Here is a 21,118-nt window from a genome sequence, read left to right on the forward strand (position 1 = left end):
CACTCGCCTACTGCACGAGCCCGCCTTCCGCCCGCTTCAGATCGATACCCTCGATCTCGGCGCGACCGGCGAGGATCGCGATGTACTGGTGCACCGCGCGATGGAACACGGCGTCGGCGAGGTAGTCGGCGATTTCCTTGCCGACCACCTCGAACGGCAACGCCCGGCCCGCGATCTTGCGGTCGAGGCGCACCACATGCACGCCGTAGGGCGTGTGCACCGGCTCCGGCGAGATCACGCCGGCGTCCATGGCGGCAAGCGCGGCCTCGAACTCCGGCGTCGTCTGGCCGGTGGATATCTGTCCGAGATTGCCCCCGGTCTTGCCCGAGGGACAGGCCGACAGGTCCGCCGCCATCGTCGCGAACCGGTCCGGGTCTGCTCTGAGCCTGTCGATCGCCTCGCGCGCCGCGCTGTCGGCCGCGTCATAGGCATCGTGGTCCTCACGCGGCGCGGCGAACAGGATATGCGCCGCCTCGTAGATGTCGGCACTGCGGAACCGCTCGGCATTCGTGTCGTAGAAGCGCCGGCATTCCGCCTCGGTCGGGCTCGGCACGGCGACATCGGCCTCGATCAGCGCGCGGACCAGCGCCTCCTCGTCCGCCTCGGTCCTTCCGGTCTCGTCGGTTCGGGCCTCCGCAGCGATGCCGCGGCGGCGCGCCTCCTGCAGCAGCAGCTCGCGAACCGCGAGCGCCCGGGCGGCCTCCTCGCGGGCCGCGCCCGGCGTGTCGGCCGGATGGTTCTGGATCTCCCGGGCGATCGCCGCTCGGGAGATCTCGACCCCGTTGATCCGGACCGCCGGAGCCGGCTCGGCGACGGCCTTGCGATCGTTGACGTCGAACAGACGCATGGCCCTACTCCGCCGGATGGACGCCGCGCCGCGTGGTGCGGACGATCTGGTAGCCCTGCCGGCCCAGATACCAGACCGGCGCGCTCCAGATGTGCACGAGGCGAGTGAACGGGAAGACGAGGAAGATCGTCAGGCCGAGGAACAGGTGCGCCCGGAAGATCGGCGCGGCATCGGCGACATATTGCGAGGCCGAGGGCTGCAGCGTCAGGATGCCCTGGGCCCAGAACATGAACTTCACCATCTCCTCGCCGTCCAGGTGCTGCAGCGACACGGTGATCGTCAGTAGCCCCAGGATCAGCTGCGCGTAGAGCAGGATCAGGATGGCGATGTCGCCGAAGCTGGAGGTGCGGCGGATGCGCGGATCGAACAGCCGGCGATGCAGCAGCATGGTCAGGCCGACGAAGCAGACGATGCCCGCCACGCCGCCGACCACGATCGCCATCATCTGCTTGGCGCCGTGGCTGATGCCGATCGTGTCGAACACCCAGATCGGCGTCAGCAGGCCGAAGAAGTGGCCGAGGAAGATGACCAGGATGCCGACGTGGAACAGGTTCGAGCCCCACATGAGCTGCCGGCGGCGCAGCAGCTGGCTGGAGCCGGAGCGCCACGAGTACTGCTCGCGGTCGAAGCGCACCAGGCTGCCGAGCAGGAACACCGTGAGGGCGAGATAGGGATACCAGCCGAACACGGCGTAGTTGATGTAGTCCAGCATCGTTCTCGGTCCTTCTCAGATCTTGCCTTGTCCGACGATGTTGCGGGCGGCCGCGCGAAGCCGCGTCGCCAGCCGCGGCGTCCCGCAGGACCCCGCCATCGGATCGCCGGGACCGAAGGTCACGGCCGTCTCTTCCCACTCCGCGTCGAGCGCCTCGAGGTCCTCCGGATCGTCTTCGTCGACCCAGGAGACGTCCGCCTCGTCGGCCCATGCGACATCGCCTTCGCCGGTAGCGCGCCGCGCGATCTCAGCCGCGCTGAACTTTCCCCGCGCCAGGGCCCTCAGCGCCCGGAACACCGTCGCGTAGATTGACTTGCGCTGCTTCAGCCGCTCGTCGAGCGCGGCGAGGACGTGAGCCGCCTCGTCGAGCAGGTCCCGCGCGTCCGGCGCCGGCAGAAGCGACAGGAACTCGAGGAACATCGGCAGGTAGTCGGGCAATTCGTTCGCCACGACATGGAAACCGTGCTTCTCGTAGAGCTGGGCCAGATCCAGCATCGCCTGGCCGCGGTCGCGGCTTTCGCCGTGCACGTGCTCGAAGAGATGCAGCGACAGCGAGCGCGAGCGATCGAACAGCAGCGTGTAGCGCTCCTGCAGGTCGTAGAGGTCGCGCGTCGCGATCTCCTCGATCAGGGTGTCGAGCGCGGCGCGGTCGCGGGGCGGCACGAGTCCCTCCTCCGCGATCGCCTGGCGGATTTCGCCGGCCGCCCGCTTGAGCTCCGCCGTCGGATAGGTCAGCAGCGCCGACAGGGCCTTGTAGGTCTTGGCCATCACGCGATCTCCATCGGATTGCGGGCCTTGCCCTTCCTGCGGGCGCCGAACAGCCCGACCTCGCTGATGCCGTCCGAGCAGCCGTTGCCGAACGAGAAGCCGCAGGAGCCGCGCAGGTCGTAGGTATCCTCGCCCGCCTCGCGGTGCGCGGTCGGGATGACGAAGCGGTCCTCGTAGTTGGCGATCGCCATGAGCTGGTACATCTCCTCGATGTCCTGGCCCCTGAGGCCGACCCGGGCGGCGATCTCCTCGTCGATGACGCCGTCGACCGTCTTAGCCCGCATGTAGGCGCGCATCGCCAGCATGCGCTCGAGGCCTTTGGCGATCGGCTCCTCGTCGCCGGCGGTCAGCAGGTTGGCGAGATACTTCAGCGGGATGCGCAGGCTGCGCACGTCCGGCATGTCACGGTCGATGCCCATCTTGCCGGCCTCCGCCGCCGACTGGATCGGCGACAGCGGCGGCACGTACCAGACCATCGGCATGGTGCGGTACTCGGGATGCAGCGGGAAGGCGATCTTCCAGTCCATCGCCATCTTCCAGATCGGCGAGCGCTGGGCGCCCTCGATCCAGGCGTCGGGCACGCCGTCGGCCCTGGCCTGGGCGATGACCTTCGGATCGTTGGGATCGAGGAACAGCTTGAGCTGCTCCTGGTACAGCTGCTTGTCGTCGGGCGCCGAGGCGGCCTTCTCGATGCCGTCGGCGTCGTACAGGATGACGCCGAGATAGCGGATGCGGCCGACGCAGGTCTCCGAGCACACGGTCGGCTGGCCGGACTCGATGCGCGGGAAGCAGAAGATGCACTTCTCCGACTTACCCGACGACCAGTTGTAGTAGATCTTCTTGTAGGGGCAGCCGGAGACGCACATGCGCCAGCCCCGGCACTTGTCCTGGTCGATGAGCACGATGCCGTCGTCCTCGCGCTTGTAGATCGCGCCGGACGGGCAGGCGGCGACGCAGGCCGGGTTGAGGCAATGCTCGCACAACCGCGGCAGATACATCATGAAGGTGTTCTCGAACTGCCCGTAGATGTCCTTCTGGACGCCCTCGAAGTTCACGTCCTTCGAGCGCTTCGAGAATTCGCCGCCGAGGATCTCCTCCCAGTTCGGCCCCCACTCGATCTTTTCCATCCGCTCGCCGGTGATCTGCGAGCGCGGCCGCGCGGTCGGGAAGGCCTCGCTCTCCTTCGCCGTCTGCAGGTGCTCGTAGTCGAAGGTGAACGGCTCGTAGTAGTCGTCGATCTCGGGCAGGTCGGGGTTGGCGAAGATCTTCGCCAGGATCCGCCACTTCGAGCCCATCTTCGGCTGGATCTTGCCGCCGGGCGTGCGCACCCAGCCGCCGTTCCACTTCTTCTGGTTCTCCCATTCCTTGGGATAGCCGATGCCGGGCTTCGTCTCGACATTGTTGAACCACGCGTATTCCATGCCTTCGCGGTTCGTCCAGACGTTCTTGCAGGTGACCGAGCAGGTGTGACAGCCGATGCACTTATCGAGGTTCAGCACCATCGCGATCTGGGCGCGGATCTTCATTCTGCGGCCTCCTTCTTGCGGTCGGAGTATGGCCGCTCGAGCCAATCGACCTTGTTCATCTTGCGGACGATGACGAATTCGTCGCGGTTCGAGCCGACGGTTCCGTAGTAGTTGAAGCCGTAGGCCTGCTGGGCGTAGCCGCCGATCATGTGGGTCGGCTTGATCGTCGCGCGCGTCACCGAGTTGTGGATGCCGCCGCGGTTGCCGGTGATCTCGGACCCCGGCGTGTTCACGATCTTCTCCTGGGCGTGGTACATCAGGACCATTCCCGGATTGACCCGCTGTGAGACGACCGCGCGCGCCGTCAGCGCGCCGTTGAGGTTGTAGACCTCGACCCAGTCGTTATCGACGATGCCCGCCTGTTCGGCGTCGGTCTCGCTGAGCCACACGACGGGTCCGCCACGGTTCAGCGTCAGCATCAGCAGGTTGTCCGAATAGGTTGAATGGATGCCCCACTTCTGGTGCGGCGTGATGAAGTTCAGCACCACCTCGCCGTTGCCGTTCGGATGCTTGCCCTGGATCTTGGCCACGGTCTTCAGGTCGACCGGCGGCTTCCAGGTGCAGAAGCCCTCGCCGAAGGCCAGCATCCACTTGTGATCCTGGTAGAGCTGCTGGCGCCCGGTCAGCGTGCGCCAGGGGATCAGTTCGTGGACGTTGGTATAGCCGGCGTTGTAGCAGACCTTCTCGGATTCCAGGCCCGACCAGGTCGGCGACGAGATGATCTTGCGCGGCTGGGCGGCCACGTCGCGGAAGCGGATCTTCTCGTCCTCCTTCGGGATCGCCAGATGGGCGTGGTCGCGGCCGGTGGCCTTGGACAGCGCGTCCCAGGCCTTGACCGCCACCTCGCCGTTGGTCTCCGGCGCGAGCATCAGGATCACTTCGCTGGCGTCGATATCGGTTTCGATCCTGGCCAGCCCCTTGGACGCGCCGTCCTCGGTGACGACGCCGTTGAGGGCGCGCAGGTTCTCCACCTCGTGCTCGGTCTTCCAGGAAATGCCCTTGCCGCCGTTGCCGACGGTCTCCATCAGCGGGCCGAGCGAGGTGAAGCGCTTGTAGGTGTTCGGATAGTCGCGCTCGACAACCACCACCTGCGCCATGGTCTTGCCGGGGATCGGCTCGACCTCGCCCTTCTTCCAGTCCTTCACGTCATAGGGCTGCGCGATCTCGGCCGGCGTGTCGTGCTGGATCGGTACCATCACGACGTCCTTCTCGACGCCGAGCACCTCGGGGGCCACCTCGGAGAACGCCTTGGCGATCCCCTTGTAGATATCCCAGTCGCTGCGCGCCTCCCAGGCCGGGTCCACCGCCGCGGTGAGCGGATGGATGAAGGGGTGCATGTCGGAGGTGTTGAGGTCGTTCTTCTCGTACCAGGTGGCTGTCGGCAGAACGATGTCGGAATAGACGCACGTGGTCGACATCCGGAAGTCGAGCGTGACCAGCAGGTCGAGCTTTCCTTCGGGCGCCTTGTCGTGCCACTTCACCTCCTTAGAGTGCTGCGCGCCCTCCTCGCCCAGGTCCTTGCCCAGCACCCCGTGCGAGGTGCCGAGTAGGTGCTTGAGGAAGTACTCGTGACCCTTGCCCGACGAGCCGAGCAGGTTGGAGCGCCAGACGAACAGGTTGCGCGGCCAGTTGGCGGGATCGTCCGGGTCCTCGCAGGACAGATCCAGTTCGCCGTCCTTCAGCGCCTTCGGGATGTAGTCCTTCGGCTCCATCCCCGCCTTCTCCGCCATCCCGGCGATCGTCAGCGGGTTCTGCTTGAGCTGCGGCGTCGACGGCAGCCAGCCCATGCGCTCGGCACGGATATTGTAGTCGATCAGCGTGCCGGACCAGTCGCCCTCGGGCGCCGTCGGCGACAGGATCTCGTCGACGTTCAGCGCCTCGTAGCGCCACTGGTCGGAATGGGCGTACCAGAAGCTCGTCGAGTTCTGCTGGCGCGGCGGCCGGCTCCAGTCGAGCCCGAAGGCGAGCGGCAGCCAGCCGGTCTGCGGACGCAGCTTTTCCTGCCCCACATAGTGCGACCAGCCGCCACCCGACTGGCCGATGCACCCGCACATGACCAGGAGATTGATGATCCCCCGGTAGTTCATGTCCATGTGGTACCAGTGGTTAAGGCCGGCGCCGAGGATCACCATGGACCGGCCGTTGGTCTTTTCGGCGTTAGTGGCGAACTCGCGGGCGACGGTGATGATCTTGTCGCGGTCGAGTCCGGTCACGCGCTCGGCCCAGGCGGGCGTGAACGGCTCGTCCTCGTCGTAGGACTTGGCGACGTTCTTGCCGCCGAAGCCGCGGTCGAGGCCGTAGTTGGCGCAGAACAGGTCGAACACGGTGCAGACGAGCGCCTTTCCATCGGCCAGCTTCACCGACTTGGCCGGCAGGTTGCGCTCCAGCACCTCGCCGTGATCGGTCGCGACGAAGTTCTCCGTCGCACGGCCGCCGAAATAGGGAAATCCGACGCTGACGATCTCGTCGTGGTCCTCGGCAAGCGTAAGCCTGAGCTTGGTCTCGCGGCCCTTGCCGTCCTTCTCCTCGAGGTTCCACTTGCCGGTCTCGCCCCAGCGATAGCCAACCGAGCCCTGCGGAGCGACGGGGTCGCCGGTCTCCTCGTCGAAGGCGACCGTCTTCCAGTCCGGATTGTTGGTCTCGCCGAGACCGTCCTTGAACTCGCCGGCGCGCAGGAGCCGGCCGGGAACGTAGCTGTCGCCCTTCTTCTCCAGCCGCACCAGCATCGGGAAGTCGGAATACTGGCGGACGTAGTCCTCGAAATACGCCGCCTTCCGGTCGAGGTGGTACTCGCGCAGGATGACATGGCCCATGGCGAGCGCCAGCGCCGCGTCCGTGCCCTGCTTCGGGTTGAGCCACAGGTCGGCGAACTTGGTCGCCTCGGCGTAGTCGGGCGAGACGACGACCGACTTCGTGCCCTTGTATCGGACTTCCGTGTAGAAATGCGCATCCGGCGTCCGCGTCTGGGGCACGTTCGAGCCCCAGATCATCAGGAAGCCCGCGTTGTACCAGTCGGCCGATTCCGGAACGTCCGTCTGCTCGCCCCAGGTCTGCGGGCTCGCCGGCGGCAGGTCGCAATACCAGTCGTAGAACGAGCCGCAGGCCCCGCCGATCAGCGACAGGTAGCGCGCGCCCGCCGCATAGGAGACCATCGACATCGCCGGGATCGGCGAGAAGCCGAAGATGCGGTCGGGACCGTGGGCCTTGGCGGTATAGGCGTTCGCCGAGGCGATCAGCTCGTTGACCTCGTCCCAGGTCGACCGGACGAAGCCGCCGTGCCCGCGCACCTTTATGTAGTCGGCCCGCTTCTCGGGATCCTCGACGATCGAGGCCCAGGCGGCGACCGGCGTCCGCGTGGCGCGCGCCTGCCGCCACAGCTTGATCAGCCGCGAGCGCACCAGCGGATACTTCAGCCGCGCACCGGAATAGAGGTACCAACTGTAGCTCGCCCCTCGCGAGCAGCCGCGCGGCTCATGGTTGGGCAGATCCGGCCGCGTGCGGGGATAGTCCGTCTGCTGGGTTTCCCAGGTGACGATCCCGCCCTTGACGTAGATCTTCCACGAGCACGACCCGGTGCAGTTCACCCCGTGCGTGGACCGCACGATCTTGTCGTGCTGCCAGCGCTGGCGGTAGCCCTCCTCCCAGCTTCGGTCCTCGCGGGTGGTGACGCCGTGCCCGTCCGCGAACGTATCGACGTTCTTCTCCAGGAATGTCAGGCGGTCGAGAAAGTGGGACATCGTTGAATTCCTTTGTTTACGCGGCGGGCGCGGTGCGGGCGGCGGGGCGGGTCCCGCCACGCTCGATGTCGTGCAGGAAGCCGCCCTTGCGCGTGTAGAACCACCACGTGACAACGGCGCAGGTGACGTAGAAGATCAGGAAGCCCCAAAGCGCCGCCGACGCACCGCCGGTCATCGCGATCGATGTGCCGTAGCTCTTGGGGATGAAGAAGGCGCCGTAGGCCGCGATCGCCGAGGTGAACCCGATGATCGCCGCGGATTCCTTCTCCGCCTGCCGCACCCGGTCCTTGACCGGGGCGCCCGGCATCAGCCGATCCATGTCCTTGCGCATGATCACCGGGATCATCTGGAAGGTCGACGCGTTGCCCACGCCCGTTGCCAGGAACAGGACCATGAACATCGCGAAGAAGCCCCAGAACGCGCCCGGCTGGTCCTTGATGGCGATGAAGTACAGGACCCCACCGACCGCCGCGATCATCAGGATGAACGTCCAGAACGTCACCCGGCCGCCGCCGTACTTGTCCGAGACCCAGCCGGTGGCCGCGCGCGACAGGGCGCCGACGAGCGGACCGAGGAAGACGTATTGCAGCGAATTCACCTCGGGGAACTGCGTCTTCGCGAGCAGCGGGAAGCCGGCCGAATAGCCGATGAACGAACCGAACGTGCCGGTATAGAGCCAGCACATCACCCAGTTGTGCATCCGGCCGAGGATGATCGACTGCTCGCGGAACGACGCCTTGGCCGAGGCGATGTCGTTCATGCCGAACCAGGCCGCGATCGTTGCGACGATCAGGAACGGCACCCAGATGAAGCCGGCGTTCTGCAGCCACAGCAGTGTTCCGTCGCTGGTCGACTGAGGCTCGCCGCCGAGCATGCCGAACACGCCGGCGGTGATGACGATCGGCACCAGGAACTGCATCACGCTGACGCCGGCATTGCCCAGACCTGCGTTGAGCGCCAGGGCGTTGCCCTTCTGGTTCTTGGGGAAGAAGAAGCTGATATTGGCCATCGACGAGGCGAAGTTGCCGCCGCCGAGCCCGCACAGCAGGGCCAGCACCAGGAAGATCAGGTAGGGCGTGTCCGGGTTCTGCACCGCGTAGCCGATGCCGAAAGCCGGAACCAGCAGCGACGCGGTCGTCAGCGTCGTCCACAGTCGGCCGCCGAAGATCGGCACCATGAAGGAGTAGAAGATACGCAGTGTCGCGCCGGACAGGCCGGGCAGCGCCGCCAGCCAGAACAGCTGGCCAGTGGTGTAGTCGAAGCCAATCGCGGGCAGTTTCGCGACGACCACGCTCCACACCAGCCAGACCGAGAAGGCCAGCAGCAGGCAGGGGATCGAGATCCAGAGGTTGCGTTGCGCGATCCGCCGGCCGGTCTTCTCCCAGAAGGTCGGATCGTCGGGCGCCCATTCCTCCAGGATATGCGAGCGCATCGCCGTCTCGGGGGTATGGATCTCCTGCATCTCGGGGAACTCGGGAAGCGCGCCGAGCTCCGTTTCCAGCGCGCCGCGCTCCATCCTGCGGATCGCGAAGTGCATCCACAGCAGGGAGACGCCGACGATCGCGAACAGCAGCATGAAGGAGCTCGTCCACACGCCGGTGACGTCGTTCATCACGCCGAACGCGATCGGCAGGACGAAGCCGCCCAAGCCGCCGATCATGCCGACGAGGCCGCCGACCGCGCCGACGTGGTCGGGATAGTAGACCGGGATGTGCTTGTAGACGGCGGCCTTACCCAGCGACATGAAGAAGCCGAGCACGAAGATCGCCACCACGAACGGCACCAGACCCATGCTGGTCGAGAACGTGATCGGGCCATTGATGCCGTGGATGACGTAGTCGGTGTTCGGATAGGACAGCATAAACGTCAGCAGCAGCGACACACCGAACGTCCAGTACATCACCGCGCGGGCGCCGAACTTGTCCGACAGGTGGCCGCCATAGGCGCGGAACAGGCTGGCTGGAACCGAGTAGGCGGCGGCCAGCATGCCGGCGGTCTTGATGTCGAGGCCGTAGACGCCGATCAGGTAGCGCGGCAGCCACAGCGCCAGCGCGACGAAGGCGCCGAAGACGAAGAAATAGTAGAGCGCGAAGCGCCAGACCTGCAGATTGCGCAGCGGCGCCAACTCGAGCAGCGTGCTTCGCGCCTTCTGGCCGCTCTTGCGCCGCTGGAGAATTACCGGGTCTTCCTTGGTGGTCAGGTAGAAGATGATCGCGGTGATGACGAGCACGATCGCATAGACCTGCGCTGTCCGTTCCCAGCCGACCGCGACGAGGACGAACGGAGCGGCGAAGTTGGTCACGGCGGCGCCGACATTACCGACCCCGAAGATGCCGAGCGCCGTGCCCTGCAGTTCGCGCGGATACCATCTCGAGATGTACGCGACGCCGACCGCGAACGAGCCGCCGGCGAGGCCGACGCCGAGCGCGGCCACCAGGAACATCGGATACGTGGAGACCGTGGAGAGCAGCCACGCCGCCACCGCGGAGGCGAGCATGACCAGCGTGAAGACGCGGCGGCCGCCATACTGGTCGGTCCAGATGCCGAGGAAGATCCGGCTGAGCGACCCGGTGAGGATGGGCGTCGCGACCAGCAGGCCGAACTGGCTGTCGTTCAGCCCCAGGTCTGCCTTGATGCGGACGCCGATGATCGAAAAGATGGTCCAGACGGCGAAACAGACGGCAAAAGCGAACGTGCTCATGCCGAGGATCTGTGTCTGTTGGCTGCGGCTCACGCCTTCTAGATTGTGCATCGTTTCAGTCCCCGTTCTTGACGGTTCATCGGCGACCGCGGGACACGACCGCGCGGGAATGCGGATACAACGACGCTACGTTTGGAGAGAGTTGAACTTGACGTATGTCAAGATTCAACCGGACGAGACCGAAATAAATACATGGCGTAGAAATTCATTTATTCTAATTGATGCAGAAGATTCGTAATTTTGACGAAATTATGCTTTTCAATTGACATTTATCAATAAGTATTTCAAGATCAGGAAAATCGAATTGGGGGCGGGGCGATAGGGATGCGACTCGAGGACACCGACGAAATCCGCAGGCTGGCGCTTTTCCGCGACTGCGGCGACGACACCTTCGACACATTGATCCGGGCCGGTTTCCTCCAGCGGTTCCCGCCCGGCGTCGTTCTTATCCACGAGAACGATCCGGCCGATTTCCTCTATATCGTCGTCGAAGGCATGGTCGAGATGTTCGCCACCCAGGCCGGGCGCGAGACGACGATCGGCTTCATCGAGCCGATCGGCACCTTCATCCTCGCCGCGGTGCTGAAGGATCAGGTCTATCTGCAGTCCGCCCGAACGCTTGAGAAATCCCGCGTCCTGATGATCCCGGCGGAGAACGTGCGCGCGGCGATGCGCGACGACAACGCCTTCATGAACGCGATCGTGACGGAACTCGCGACCTGCTATCGCAGCGTCGTCAAGGATCTGAAGTGCCAGAAACTGCGTACGGGAACCGAACGCCTCGCCAACTGGCTGCTGCGCGCCGACCGCACCGATGGCGCGTCCGGAACGGTCGAGCTCAGGGTCGGCAAGCGCGTGCTCGCCTCCCGCCTCGGCATGACCCCGGAAAACCTTTCGCGCGCCTTCGCGACACTGGGCGCCTACGGCGTCGAGGTCGACGGCCCGACAATCCACCTGCGCGACGTGGACGATCTGGCACAGTTCGCCAAGCCGAGCCCGCTGATCGACGACTATTCGACCTGACGCGGACGTCCGGCGGCCTGGCACCGGGTGACCGCCCCTTCCGCCCAACAAGCCATTGGCGCGGCGTGTCCGCCGGGTTCGACGGGTCCGGAAAATCCCCGCGACGAGACGTCGCGCATTGCGCGCATCGGTGGCGACCGGATCGGCGCCGCCGGGATCGGTCACAACGGTGGTGCCGCACACAGCTGCCGCGTCGTGGTCCCGCAGGATCGTCAAACAGGATGCCTTGAAGGCCCCCATCGCATCGCCGCTTGGGCCGGCTGCGTGGCGCATCGAACGAACTCACCGCCGCCAACCGGTCAACCGCCACCCCTCGACGTTCGCCGAGACCCGGGGTCGGCAATCGCCATGCACTTGCCCTCGCGACACCGAAACCAGAGGTTGAATTTGCAAAATCGCGCCATTCCACCACGCGCGGCGACGTGCTACCAAATCGGTCAGAAGCGCCGCTTGGCAGTCTGCCCAGGTTTGGCGTCGCACCACACGAGAGGATCTGCACCAATGGGTATTGTGAGGACTCTGCTTGCCACCACCGCCATGGCCGCCCTGTTCGCGGGCGCTGCGCAGGCGAAAACGCTTGTCTACTGCTCCGAAGGCAGCCCCGAGGGCTTTGATCCGGCACCGTATACCGCCGGCACGACGTTCGACGCCTCCTCCAAGCCGGTCTACAACCGCCTTGTCGAGTTCGAAGCCGGCAGCACCAAGGTCATTCCCGGTCTCGCCGAGAGCTGGGACGTATCCGAGGACGGCCTTGAGTACACCTTCCACCTGCGCAAGGGCGTGAAGTTCCACACGACGGAATTCTTCACCCCGTCCCGCGACTTCAACGCCGACGACGTGATCTTCACCTTCACGCGTCAGATGGACGAGGGCAGCCCGTACTTCTCCTATGCCGGCGGCACCTGGGAGTACTTCAACGCCATGTCGATGCCCGACCTGCTCAAGTCGATCGACAAGGTCGACGACTATACGGTCAAGTTCGTGCTGAACCGGCCGGAGGCACCGATGATCGCCAATCTGGCGATGGATTTCGCCTCGATCCTGTCGCAGGAGTATGCCGAGAAGCTCAACGCGGACGGCAATCTGGCGATGCTGAACCAGGAGCCGATCGGCACCGGTCCGTTCCAGTTCGTGGCCTACCAGAAGGACGCCGTGATCCGCTTTGCCGCGAATCCGGACTACTGGGCCGGCAAGCAGCCGATCGACGACCTGGTCTTCGCCATCACCACCGACGCCGCGGTACGCCTTCAGAAGCTGAAGGCCGGCGAATGCCACGTCATGCCCTTTCCGAACCCCGCCGACATCGCCGACATCGGGCAGGACGCGAACCTGCAGCTGATGGAACAGCCCGGCCTCAACATCGGCTACCTCGCCTACAACACCATGCAGGCCCCCTTCGACAACCCGAAGGTCCGCAAGGCGCTCAACATGGCGATCAACAAGGACGCCATCCTCGAGGCGGTCTACCAGGGCGCCGGCACCAAGGCGAAGAATCCCATCCCGCCGACCATGTGGGGCTACAACGACGCCATCCAGGACGACCCCTACGATCCTGACGCGGCGAAGGCGATGCTCGACGAGGCCGGCGTGACGGACCTCAAGATGAAGATCTGGGCGATGCCGGTGCAGCGGCCCTACAACCCGAACGCCCGCCGCATGGCCGAGCTGATCCAGGCCGACTTCGACAAGGTCGGCGTGGGCGTCGAGATCGTCTCCTACGAGTGGGGCGAGTACCTGAACCTGTCGAAGGAGAAGGACCGCGACGGCGCGGTTCTGCTCGGCTGGACCGGCGACAACGGCGATCCGGACAACTTCCTGGCCGTGCTGCTGGGCTGCGACGGAGTCGGCGGCGCCAATCGCGCCCACTGGTGCAACGAGGACTTCGACGCGCTGGTCCAGAAGGCCAAGACCGTGAGCGACCAGGAAGCCCGCGCCAAGCTCTACGAGGACGCCCAGGTGGTGTTCAAGGAGCAGGCGCCTTGGGCGACCATTGCCCATTCGGTCGTGTTCATGCCGATGCGCAAGGAAGTCACCGGCTACAAGATGGATCCGCTTGGCAGCCATCGCTTCGACGGCGTCGATCTCGCCGAGTGATGACATCATTCGCGGGGCGCCGGGATGACCGGCGCCCCGATTTTCCGTCTGCCACCATGCGCCAGACCAACCGACCGGCCCGACCGAAGATTGCGGACAAGACCGATGCGTCCCTCCGGTACTCGGTCGACAACGGCCATGTCTTCCGTTTCTATCTCAGCGAAGGCCGGCACGACCGCGGCGGTGTTCAGGGCGACGCAGATGCGCCGGACGCCTCCGGCGGGTGTCCCGGCCACGGTATGCCTATGATCCCGATGCCACGCGAGGCCGCCCGACCGCCATGCTGCGCTTCCTGATCAACCGTATCGGCCTCCTGATCCCGACCTTCATCGGCGTGACGATCGTCGCCTTCCTGTTCATCCGCATGCTCCCGGGTGATCCGGTGCTTCTGCTCGCCGGCGAGCGCGGCATCACGCCGGACCGCTATGCCGAGCTGTTGCATTCCTACGGCTTCGACCGACCCCTGTGGGAGCAGTACCTGTCCTATCTGAACCAGCTCCTGCACGGCGATCTCGGCACCTCGATCGTCACCAAGAAGCCGGTGCTCCAGGAATTCCTCACCCTGTTCCCCGCGACCGTCGAGTTGGCGCTGTGCGCCATGTTCCTGGCCACGCTCATCGGCCTTCCCGCCGGCATCGTCGCCGCCGTCAAGCGCGGTTCCGCCTTCGACCATTCGGTCATGTCGACGGCGCTGGTGGGCTATTCGATGCCGATCTTCTGGTGGGCGCTGCTGCTGATCATCGTCTTCTCCGGCTGGCTCGGCTGGACGCCGGTCTCGGGGCGCATCTCGTTGATCTATTTCTTCAAGCCGGTCACCGGCTTCATGCTGATCGACTCGCTGCTCTCCGGCCAGAAGGGCGCCTTCGCCTCCGCCGTGTCGCACCTGATCCTGCCCTCGATCGCGCTCGGCACGATCCCGCTTGCCGTCATCGCGCGGCAGACGCGCTCGGCGATGCTCGAGGTGCTGTCGGAGGACTACGTGCGCACCGCCCGGGCCAAGGGGCTGGCACCGGCGCGGGTCATCGGCGTCCACGCCCTGCGCAATGCGCTCATCCCGGTCGTCACCGTCATCGGCCTGCAGACCAGCCTGCTGTTTGCCGGCGCGATCCTCACCGAGACGATCTTCTCCTGGCCCGGCGTCGGCAAGTGGATGGTCGATTCGATCTCGCGGCGCGACTATCCCTCCGTCCAGGGCGGCCTGCTGATGATCGCCGCGATCGTCATGATCGTGAACCTGATGGTCGATCTGCTCTACGGCCTGATCAACCCCCGTATCCGCTACGAGAGGTAGGCGATGTCGGATATCACCCGAAACGGCCGCCGCGCGGAATTCCAGGTCCTCGCCGAGTTCTGGCATTACTTCAGCGAAAACCGCGGCGCGGTGATCGGCCTGTTCGTCGTCATCGCCCTCGTTCTGATGGCGGTCTTCGCGCCGCTGATCGCCCCCTTCAATCCGGACGAACAGTTCCGCGACGCCTTCCTCAAGCCGCCGTTCTTTCAGGAAGGCTCCGACCCGCGCTTCATCCTCGGTACCGACGCCGTCGGCCGCGACCTTCTCTCGCGCCTGATCTACGGCGCCCGGTTCTCGCTGTTCATCGGCACCTTCGTCGTCGCCCTGGCGCTGTCGGTCGGAATCGTGCTCGGCCTGGTCGCCGGCTTCATGCGCGGCGCGGTGGAAACGGTCATCATGCGGGTGATGGACGTCATCCTCGCCTTCCCGAGCCTGCTTCTCGCCCTGGTGCTGGTGGCGATCCTCGGGCCCGGCCTGACCAATGCGATGATCGCGATTGCCGTCGTCCTGCAGCCGCACTTCGTCCGGCTGACCCGGGCCGCGGTCCTGAGCGAGCGCAACCGCGACTACGTCACCGCGACGCGCGTCGCCGGCGCCGGTCGCATGCGGCTGATGTTCCGCACCATATTGCCGAACTGCACCGCGCCGCTGATCGTGCAGGCGACGCTGTCCTTCTCGAACGCCATCCTCGACGCCGCCGCCCTGGGCTTCCTCGGCATGGGCGCCCAGCCGCCGACGCCGGAATGGGGCACCATGCTCGCCGAGGCGCGCGAGTTCATCCTGCGCGCCTGGTGGGTCGTCACGTTCCCCGGCCTGATGATCCTGATCACCGTGCTCGCCATCAACGTGATGGGCGACGGCCTGCGCGACGCGCTCGATCCCAAGCTGAAGCGGAGCTGACCGAGATGCCTCTGCTCGACATCCGCAACCTCACCGTCGAGTTCAAGACCGCGGTCGGCACGTTCCGCGCCGTGGATTGTATCGACATCGCCGTCGACACCGGCGAGGTGCTGTCGATCGTCGGCGAATCCGGCTCCGGCAAGTCCGTGGCCATGCTCGCCGTCATGGGGCTGCTGCCATGGACGGCGACCGTCACCGCCGACCGGATGGGCTTCGGCGACCACGATCTGCTGACGATCTCGCCGGCCCAGCGCCGCTCGATCGTCGGCAAGGACATCGCCATGATCTTCCAGGAGCCGATGACGAGCCTCAACCCGTGCTTCACGGTCGGGTTCCAGATCATGGAAACGCTGAGGGTGCATCTCGGCCTCAACCGGCAGGACCGCCGCGCCCGCGCCGTGGAGCTCCTCAACGAGGTCGGCATCCCCGAGCCCGAGCGGCGGCTCGCCGCCTTTCCGCACCAGCTCTCCGGCGGCATGTCGCAGCGCGCCATGATCGCGATGGCGCTGGCCTGCCGGCCGAAGCTCCTGATCGCCGACGAACCGACCACCGCGCTCGACGTCACCATCCAGGCGCAGATCCTCGACCTTCTCATCGGCCTGCAGCGCGACACCGGCATGGCGCTCGTCCTGATCACCCACGACATGGGCGTCGTCGCCGAGACGGCCGAGCGTGTCGTCGTCCAGTATGCCGGCCAGCAGGTCGAGCAGCAGGGCGTCGAAGGGCTGTTCGAGGACCCGCACCATCCCTATACCGCCGCATTGCTCGCCGCCCTGCCTGAACGCGCCACCGGCCGCCATCTGCCGTCGATCCCCGGCGTCGTGCCCGGACAGGGCGACCGGCCAGATGGCTGCCTGTTCAACCCGCGCTGCCGCTTCGCCACCGATCTGTGCCGCACGACCGTTCCGCCGCATGCCGACGCGGCGCACGGGGCGGCCCTGTGCCACTATCCGCTCGAGCACGGCGTCCCCCTAGGCCACCCGGCGCCGGGCGAGATCAAGGAGGCGATGGCATGAACATGGCCGTCCTCGAAGCCCACGACCTGCAGAAGAACTACACGGTCAGCGGCGGCATGTTTTCCAAGCCTGCCGAGGTCAAGGCGCTGCGCGGCGTGAGCTTCACGCTGGAACCGGGCAAGACCCTCGCCGTGGTCGGGGAATCCGGCTGCGGCAAGTCCACCCTCGCCCGCCTCGTCACCATGATCGAACTGCCGAGCGAAGGGGTCCTGAAGATCGACGGCAAGGACGTGGACGAGGCCGGTGGCGCCCGCTCCGCCGAGCTGCGCCGGGCCGTGCAGATCGTCTTCCAGGATCCCTACGGGTCGCTCAACCCGCGCAAGAAGATCGGCGCGACGCTGGAGGAACCGCTCGAGATCAACACCCGCGACAACGCCGCCACCCGCCGGCAGAAGGCGCTCGACATGATCGCTAGGGTCGGCCTCAGGCCCGAGCACTACGGCCGCTACCCGCACATGTTCTCCGGCGGCCAGCGCCAGCGCATCGCCGTCGCCCGGGCGCTGATGCTCAGGCCCCGCATCCTGGTGCTGGACGAGCCGGTGTCCGCGCTCGACGTGTCGATCCAGGCGCAGATCCTGAACCTGCTCGCCGAGCTGCAGGAGGAATTCGGCCTCGCCTACCTGTTCATCTCGCACGACCTGTCGGTCGTCCGCCATGTCGCCGACGACATCATGGTCATGTATCTCGGCCGGCCGGTCGAGGTCGGCCCGCGCGACGAGATCTTCGACCATCCGCGCCATCCCTATACGCGGGCGCTGCTGGCGGCGACCCCGGTCGCCGATCCCAAACGCCGCAAGGAGCGCATCACGCTGAAGGGCGAGTTGCCCTCGCCGATCAACCCGCCGCCGGGCTGCTCGTTCAATCCCCGCTGCCCGCTCGCCTTCGATCGCTGCCGCGTCGAACGGCCTCTCCTGGAACCCCGAGGCCGGTCGCAGGTGGCCTGTTTCGCCGTGGAGTCCTGAGGACCACGGGGTTTCCCGCCGATCCGGGAGGTCGGCCGGATCTCGCGATGGAGGCCACGCGGGATGGTTAGCCGTGCGTCACGGCCACTGGCCGCGCGGCGCGAGGCTTGCCTGGAACCAGCAGACGAAGGTGTAGATCGAATAGACCGGCAGACCGGTCGCCTCCCTGATCGCGACGGCGTAGGGCACCATGTTGGTGCACTCGAGAACGATCGCGCCCAGGTCGGGATTTGCCCGTGCCAGGGCTAGGGCCGCATCGACATTGTCCTGCCGGGCGGCATCGACATCCAGTTCCAGGTGATTGTCGAGAATGGCGCGGGTGAATTCGCGGCCACCTTCGGTCGTGCCGATCGGCGTGCCGTCGGGCACGCCTGCCTTCTCCAGGTGCGCGGGCGTGAGCGTCGATCCTGAGATCGTGAGTATGCCGGCACGTTTTCCCCGCGGCAGCAACCGGTTCACCAGGGACACCTGCATCAGCGACGACGTCGCCACCGGTATCCGCACCGCCTCGGCGATCTCGTCCTGGAACAGCGACAGGAATCCGCAATTGGTGGTGATGCCGTCGACACCGTCCTCGGCGAGCGCACGGGCGGCGTCCAGGAAGGCACCGAGAAGCCCTTCGCCGCCACGGCGCACGACATGGTCCGGCGAGGCCGACCGGACGATCCGGTAGTGTACCGGAAACGGCCAGGTCAGCGCGTTGCCCATATCGCCCGGGATGCGCGGAAATCGGGCGTCGAGCATGAGGATACCGACCGATGCACCGTAGATCGCCTTTCCGCCGACCGCCTTCACGTCACGCCTCCTCGGCGACGAGGGGACGGTCAAACAGCGTCTCCGCGCCGGGCATGTAGATGGTGGAGTAGCTTTCCTTCACCGCGGCGACGATCTGGTCCATGCGCTTGGCGATGTGGGCGCGCATGACTGTGACGGCACCATCGCCGTCCCTGCGTTCGATCGCCCGCATGATCGCCGTGTGCTCGGCCTTGGTTTCCGTCACCCGCGCCGCCATGTCCACCCAGCGCACGTAGCGGATCCGCTCGTTGATCCGGCGCAGCTGGCGAACCACTTCCGCGTTGCCGGACAGTTCGGCGATCCCGATGTGAAAGGCTTCGTCGAAAGCCGTCAATTCGCGCACCGTCTTGCCGACATAGGCCAGACCGTCGGCGTAAAGGCCCTGCTTCAGTGCCACGATCGCCTCGCTCTCCCCGCGCTCGCACGCGAGCCTGACCGTCGCCTCCTCGATGATCCGCCGCAGCTCGTACAGCGCGAACGCCGTATCTGGGTCCAGGTGGCGGCAGAAGAAGCCTTTGCCCGGCTGGAAGTCGATCAGCCGCTCTCCCACCAGACGGTTGAGCGCCTCCCGAAGCGGTGTCCGGCTGGCTTCCAGCTCCCGCGCCAGGGCAACCTCGTTTATCCGTTCTCCGGGCCGGAAGCGGAAATCGACCGCCATCGCCTTGAGCTGGTCATACAGCGCTTCAACGCGGCCTTCGCTCATCTGGCTCCCAATCGGTATCGACAACATCGTTGACTCGCTACGGCGACGTTATCAACATACAATCCTGTATACAGATTTGCACGCAGCTTTTCGATGCCGAACCGCGCGGGCTGCGAACCGACCTTAGACACCGCACGGAGCCCCGATGTCATCACACCGCCCGAACGAGCTCACCGGCGCCGAAGCCATGGTCCGCATGCTGCAGGCCTACGGTGTCGAGCACATGTTCGGACTGTGCGGGGATACGACCCTGCCGTTCTACGACGCCCTGGCGCGGCTCGATCACGGCATCACCCATCTTTTGACGCGGGACGAACGCCATGCCGCGTATATGGCGGACGGTTACGCCAGGGTGACCGGCAAGCCCGGCGTGTGCGAAGGCCCCTCGGGCGGTGGCGCGACCTACATCCTGCCCGGCGTCGTCGAGGCGAACGAGAGCTCGGTGCCGATCCTCGCGATCACCACCGACGTTTCGACGGCCGCCCGTGGCCGCTATCCGCTGACCGAACTCGATCAGCCGGCCCTGTTCCGTCCCCTGACCAAATGGAACGCGGGCCTCGACGACGCGCGCCGTCTGCCGGCGATGGTCCGCGCGGCCTTCCGGGCGATGGCGACCGGGAGGCCGGGGGCGGCCCACCTCGCCTTCCCCTTCGATACCCAGAAGGCACCCGTCGACGAGTCCGAGATCTGGGCCGACGAACGCCACCGGCAGTTCCCAGCCGAACGCGCGGCACCGGACGCGAACGCCGTCCGCGCCGCCGCCGACTGTCTGATGCGGGCACGATCGGCGATCGCGATCTGCGGCGGCGGCGCGGTGATCGCCGGCGCATTCGACGAACTGAAGGCGCTGTCGGCGCTTCTCGACATGCCCGTCGCGACGACGGTATCGGGCCAGGGCGCGATCGCCGAGACCGACGCCCGGGCGGTGGGCGTCGTCGGATCGAACGGCGGCGTGGCATCGACGCGGGCGGCGGTCGACGAGGCCGATGTCGTGCTCTTCATCGGATGCCGGGCCGGCTCTGTGACGACGGAACGCTGGCGCTCCCCCGCGCCCGGGACGACAGTCGTCCATATCGACAGTGATCCGATGGTGATCGGCGCCAACTACGCGACCGAAGTCGCCATCTGCGCCGACGCCAGGCTCGCGCTCGCGGCGCTAGTCGCCGAACTGGAAGCCCGCGGCGAGCGTCCGGGCCAGGCCGGCACGAGACGCGCCGAAGCCGCCTGGCGGGGCAAGCGCGCCGCATTCGATCCGCTGGCGGCGAGCCTCGAGACACCGATCCGCCCCGAACGGGTGATCGCGTCGCTTGCGCGCCACCTCGACGACGACGCCATCGTCGTCGCCGATCCGGGCACACCCTGCCCGTATTTCTCCGCCCACTATCGCTGGCGCCGGCCCGGCCGCGGCTTCATCACCAACCGCGCCCACGGCGCGCTCGGATACGCGCTGGCGGCCGCGATGGGCGCCCATGTCGGGCGGCCGTGCGTGAAGACCGTCGCGGCCATGGGCGACGGCTCCTTCGGATTCTGCTGCGGCGAGTTCGAGACCATCACCCGCTACCGCATGCCGATCACCTCGATCGTCTTTTCCAATTCGACCTTCGGCTGGATCAAGGCCGGACAGAACGCCGGCTTCGGCAAGCGGTTCTACAATGTCGATTTCGGGCGCACCGACCATGCGGCGGTCGCCAGCGCGTTCGGCGTCAGGTCCTGGCGGGTCGAGGACCCCGATGATCTCGACCGGGTTCTCGCCGAGGCGCTGGCGCATGACGGACCGACCCTGGTCGACATCGTCTCGCAGCCGCTTCACGAGGCGGAGGCGCCGGTCTCCGAATGGGTAGCCTGACCACGACGCCACCACTGCCGGACGAAACGGTGACCGGTGATGACGTCTGGCACCGCGCCTTGCCCGTCACCGGACGGCGCGACCACGGCATCGGCTCGGTCGAGGGCGAGGTGACGGTTACCGACGCGCCGGGCCCGGGGATGGCGCCGGGCATGGAAGAAGTGCTCAAGTACGCTGTTCGCGGTCCGGGGTGATAA

General features: G+C 66.3%; 16 protein-coding genes. 8 read left to right on the forward strand and 8 right to left on the reverse strand.

All coding sequences use genetic code 11. The features are described 5' to 3' along the window. Positions 1-7: 7 nt before the first annotated feature. The 6 genes from ACSF9G_RS21420 to ACSF9G_RS21445 are packed head-to-tail and all read right to left on the reverse strand — an operon-like array spanning position 8 to position 10,342. On the reverse strand, positions 8-847 hold the full coding sequence (locus ACSF9G_RS21420; RefSeq protein ID WP_436644186.1) for a peptidylprolyl isomerase: 840 nt from the start codon (positions 845-847) through the stop codon (positions 8-10). 4 nt (positions 848-851) lie between these two features. Further along, complete coding sequence (narI, locus tag ACSF9G_RS21425; protein ID WP_436644187.1) at positions 852-1,559, reverse strand: respiratory nitrate reductase subunit gamma; 708 nt, start codon at positions 1,557-1,559, stop codon at positions 852-854. A 15-nt stretch (positions 1,560-1,574) separates the two neighbouring features. Beyond that, positions 1,575-2,327: a nitrate reductase molybdenum cofactor assembly chaperone gene (gene narJ, locus ACSF9G_RS21430; RefSeq protein WP_436644188.1), complete on the reverse strand. Its 753-nt coding sequence runs from the start codon at positions 2,325-2,327 to the stop codon at positions 1,575-1,577. After that, positions 2,327-3,853 (reverse strand): nitrate reductase subunit beta, encoded by a 1,527-nt coding sequence (gene narH, locus ACSF9G_RS21435; protein WP_436644189.1) that lies wholly within the window; start codon positions 3,851-3,853, stop codon positions 2,327-2,329. The genes narJ and narH overlap by 1 nt, the downstream gene beginning before the upstream one ends. After that, complete coding sequence (locus ACSF9G_RS21440; protein WP_436644190.1) at positions 3,850-7,590, reverse strand: nitrate reductase subunit alpha; 3,741 nt, start codon at positions 7,588-7,590, stop codon at positions 3,850-3,852. The genes narH and ACSF9G_RS21440 overlap by 4 nt, the downstream gene beginning before the upstream one ends. A gap of 16 nt (positions 7,591-7,606) precedes the next feature. Further along, positions 7,607-10,342, reverse strand: coding sequence for a nitrate/nitrite transporter (locus ACSF9G_RS21445; RefSeq protein WP_436644191.1), 2,736 nt, complete (start codon positions 10,340-10,342; stop codon positions 7,607-7,609). A 273-nt stretch (positions 10,343-10,615) separates the two neighbouring features. Between ACSF9G_RS21445 and ACSF9G_RS21450 the strand changes: the two genes are divergently transcribed. The 6 genes from ACSF9G_RS21450 to ACSF9G_RS21475 all read left to right on the forward strand — a co-directional run bounded on the left by ACSF9G_RS21450 (position 10,616) and on the right by ACSF9G_RS21475 (position 17,577). Continuing rightward, a complete protein-coding gene (locus ACSF9G_RS21450) occupies positions 10,616-11,314 on the forward strand; it encodes a cyclic nucleotide-binding domain-containing protein (protein ID WP_436644192.1) in 699 nt (232 codons plus the stop codon). Between the two features lie 501 nt (positions 11,315-11,815). After that, positions 11,816-13,408, forward strand: a complete 1,593-nt coding sequence (locus ACSF9G_RS21455; RefSeq protein ID WP_436644193.1) for an ABC transporter substrate-binding protein — start codon at positions 11,816-11,818, stop codon at positions 13,406-13,408. A 280-nt stretch (positions 13,409-13,688) separates the two neighbouring features. Continuing rightward, positions 13,689-14,699 (forward strand): ABC transporter permease subunit, encoded by a 1,011-nt coding sequence (locus ACSF9G_RS21460; protein WP_436644414.1) that lies wholly within the window; start codon positions 13,689-13,691, stop codon positions 14,697-14,699. A gap of 3 nt (positions 14,700-14,702) precedes the next feature. Beyond that, positions 14,703-15,599 carry an ABC transporter permease subunit gene (locus ACSF9G_RS21465; RefSeq protein WP_436644194.1) on the forward strand — a complete coding sequence of 299 codons (897 nt, stop codon included), beginning with the start codon at positions 14,703-14,705 and terminating at the stop codon, positions 15,597-15,599. Between the two features lie 5 nt (positions 15,600-15,604). Further along, entirely contained in the window at positions 15,605-16,615 is a 1,011-nt protein-coding gene (locus ACSF9G_RS21470) for an ABC transporter ATP-binding protein (RefSeq protein ID WP_436644195.1), read from the forward strand. Beyond that, entirely contained in the window at positions 16,612-17,577 is a 966-nt protein-coding gene (locus tag ACSF9G_RS21475) for a peptide ABC transporter ATP-binding protein (protein WP_436644196.1), read from the forward strand. Before ACSF9G_RS21470 ends, ACSF9G_RS21475 begins: the two co-directional genes overlap by 4 nt. 78 nt (positions 17,578-17,655) lie before the next feature. Here the strand turns inward: ACSF9G_RS21475 and ACSF9G_RS21480 are convergent, their stop codons facing one another. Both ACSF9G_RS21480 and ACSF9G_RS21485 read right to left on the reverse strand, forming a co-directional pair. Continuing rightward, positions 17,656-18,372: an aspartate/glutamate racemase family protein gene (locus ACSF9G_RS21480; protein ID WP_436644197.1), complete on the reverse strand. Its 717-nt coding sequence runs from the start codon at positions 18,370-18,372 to the stop codon at positions 17,656-17,658. A gap of 1 nt (position 18,373) precedes the next feature. Continuing rightward, entirely contained in the window at positions 18,374-19,075 is a 702-nt protein-coding gene (locus ACSF9G_RS21485) for a GntR family transcriptional regulator (RefSeq protein ID WP_436644198.1), read from the reverse strand. Positions 19,076-19,220: 145 nt separating this feature from the next. Here ACSF9G_RS21485 and ACSF9G_RS21490 point away from each other — a divergent pair, with 145 nt between their 5' ends. Together ACSF9G_RS21490 and ACSF9G_RS21495 are read left to right on the forward strand one after the other, a co-directional pair. Then, positions 19,221-20,921: a thiamine pyrophosphate-binding protein gene (locus tag ACSF9G_RS21490; RefSeq protein WP_436644199.1), complete on the forward strand. Its 1,701-nt coding sequence runs from the start codon at positions 19,221-19,223 to the stop codon at positions 20,919-20,921. After that, positions 20,909-21,115, forward strand: coding sequence for a hypothetical protein (locus ACSF9G_RS21495; protein ID WP_436644200.1), 207 nt, complete (start codon positions 20,909-20,911; stop codon positions 21,113-21,115). The genes ACSF9G_RS21490 and ACSF9G_RS21495 overlap by 13 nt, the downstream gene beginning before the upstream one ends. Positions 21,116-21,118: the final 3 nt, after the last annotated feature.

The sequence above is a fragment of the Microbaculum mangrovi genome (assembly GCF_051390635.1).
GTDB lineage: Bacteria > Pseudomonadota > Alphaproteobacteria > Rhizobiales > Tepidamorphaceae > Microbaculum.

Excerpts from the sequence above, each read along its gene's own strand:
- ACSF9G_RS21420 (WP_436644186.1), bottom strand. The coding sequence starts at position 847 with ATGCGTCTGTTCGACGTCAACGATCGCAAGGCCGTCGCCGAGCCGGCT.
- ACSF9G_RS21460 (WP_436644414.1), top strand. The coding sequence starts at position 13,689 with ATGCTGCGCTTCCTGATCAACCGTATCGGCCTCCTGATCCCGACCTTC.
- narI (WP_436644187.1), bottom strand. The coding sequence starts at position 1,559 with ATGCTGGACTACATCAACTACGCCGTGTTCGGCTGGTATCCCTATCTC.
- ACSF9G_RS21445 (WP_436644191.1), bottom strand. The coding sequence starts at position 10,342 with ATGCACAATCTAGAAGGCGTGAGCCGCAGCCAACAGACACAGATCCTC.
- ACSF9G_RS21485 (WP_436644198.1), bottom strand. The coding sequence starts at position 19,075 with ATGAGCGAAGGCCGCGTTGAAGCGCTGTATGACCAGCTCAAGGCGATG.
- narJ (WP_436644188.1), bottom strand. The coding sequence starts at position 2,327 with ATGGCCAAGACCTACAAGGCCCTGTCGGCGCTGCTGACCTATCCGACG.
- ACSF9G_RS21470 (WP_436644195.1), top strand. The coding sequence starts at position 15,605 with ATGCCTCTGCTCGACATCCGCAACCTCACCGTCGAGTTCAAGACCGCG.
- ACSF9G_RS21465 (WP_436644194.1), top strand. The coding sequence starts at position 14,703 with ATGTCGGATATCACCCGAAACGGCCGCCGCGCGGAATTCCAGGTCCTC.
- narH (WP_436644189.1), bottom strand. The coding sequence starts at position 3,853 with ATGAAGATCCGCGCCCAGATCGCGATGGTGCTGAACCTCGATAAGTGC.
- ACSF9G_RS21450 (WP_436644192.1), top strand. The coding sequence starts at position 10,616 with ATGCGACTCGAGGACACCGACGAAATCCGCAGGCTGGCGCTTTTCCGC.
- ACSF9G_RS21455 (WP_436644193.1), top strand. The coding sequence starts at position 11,816 with ATGGGTATTGTGAGGACTCTGCTTGCCACCACCGCCATGGCCGCCCTG.
- ACSF9G_RS21495 (WP_436644200.1), top strand. The coding sequence starts at position 20,909 with ATGGGTAGCCTGACCACGACGCCACCACTGCCGGACGAAACGGTGACC.
- ACSF9G_RS21490 (WP_436644199.1), top strand. The coding sequence starts at position 19,221 with ATGTCATCACACCGCCCGAACGAGCTCACCGGCGCCGAAGCCATGGTC.
- ACSF9G_RS21475 (WP_436644196.1), top strand. The coding sequence starts at position 16,612 with ATGAACATGGCCGTCCTCGAAGCCCACGACCTGCAGAAGAACTACACG.
- ACSF9G_RS21440 (WP_436644190.1), bottom strand. The coding sequence starts at position 7,590 with ATGTCCCACTTTCTCGACCGCCTGACATTCCTGGAGAAGAACGTCGAT.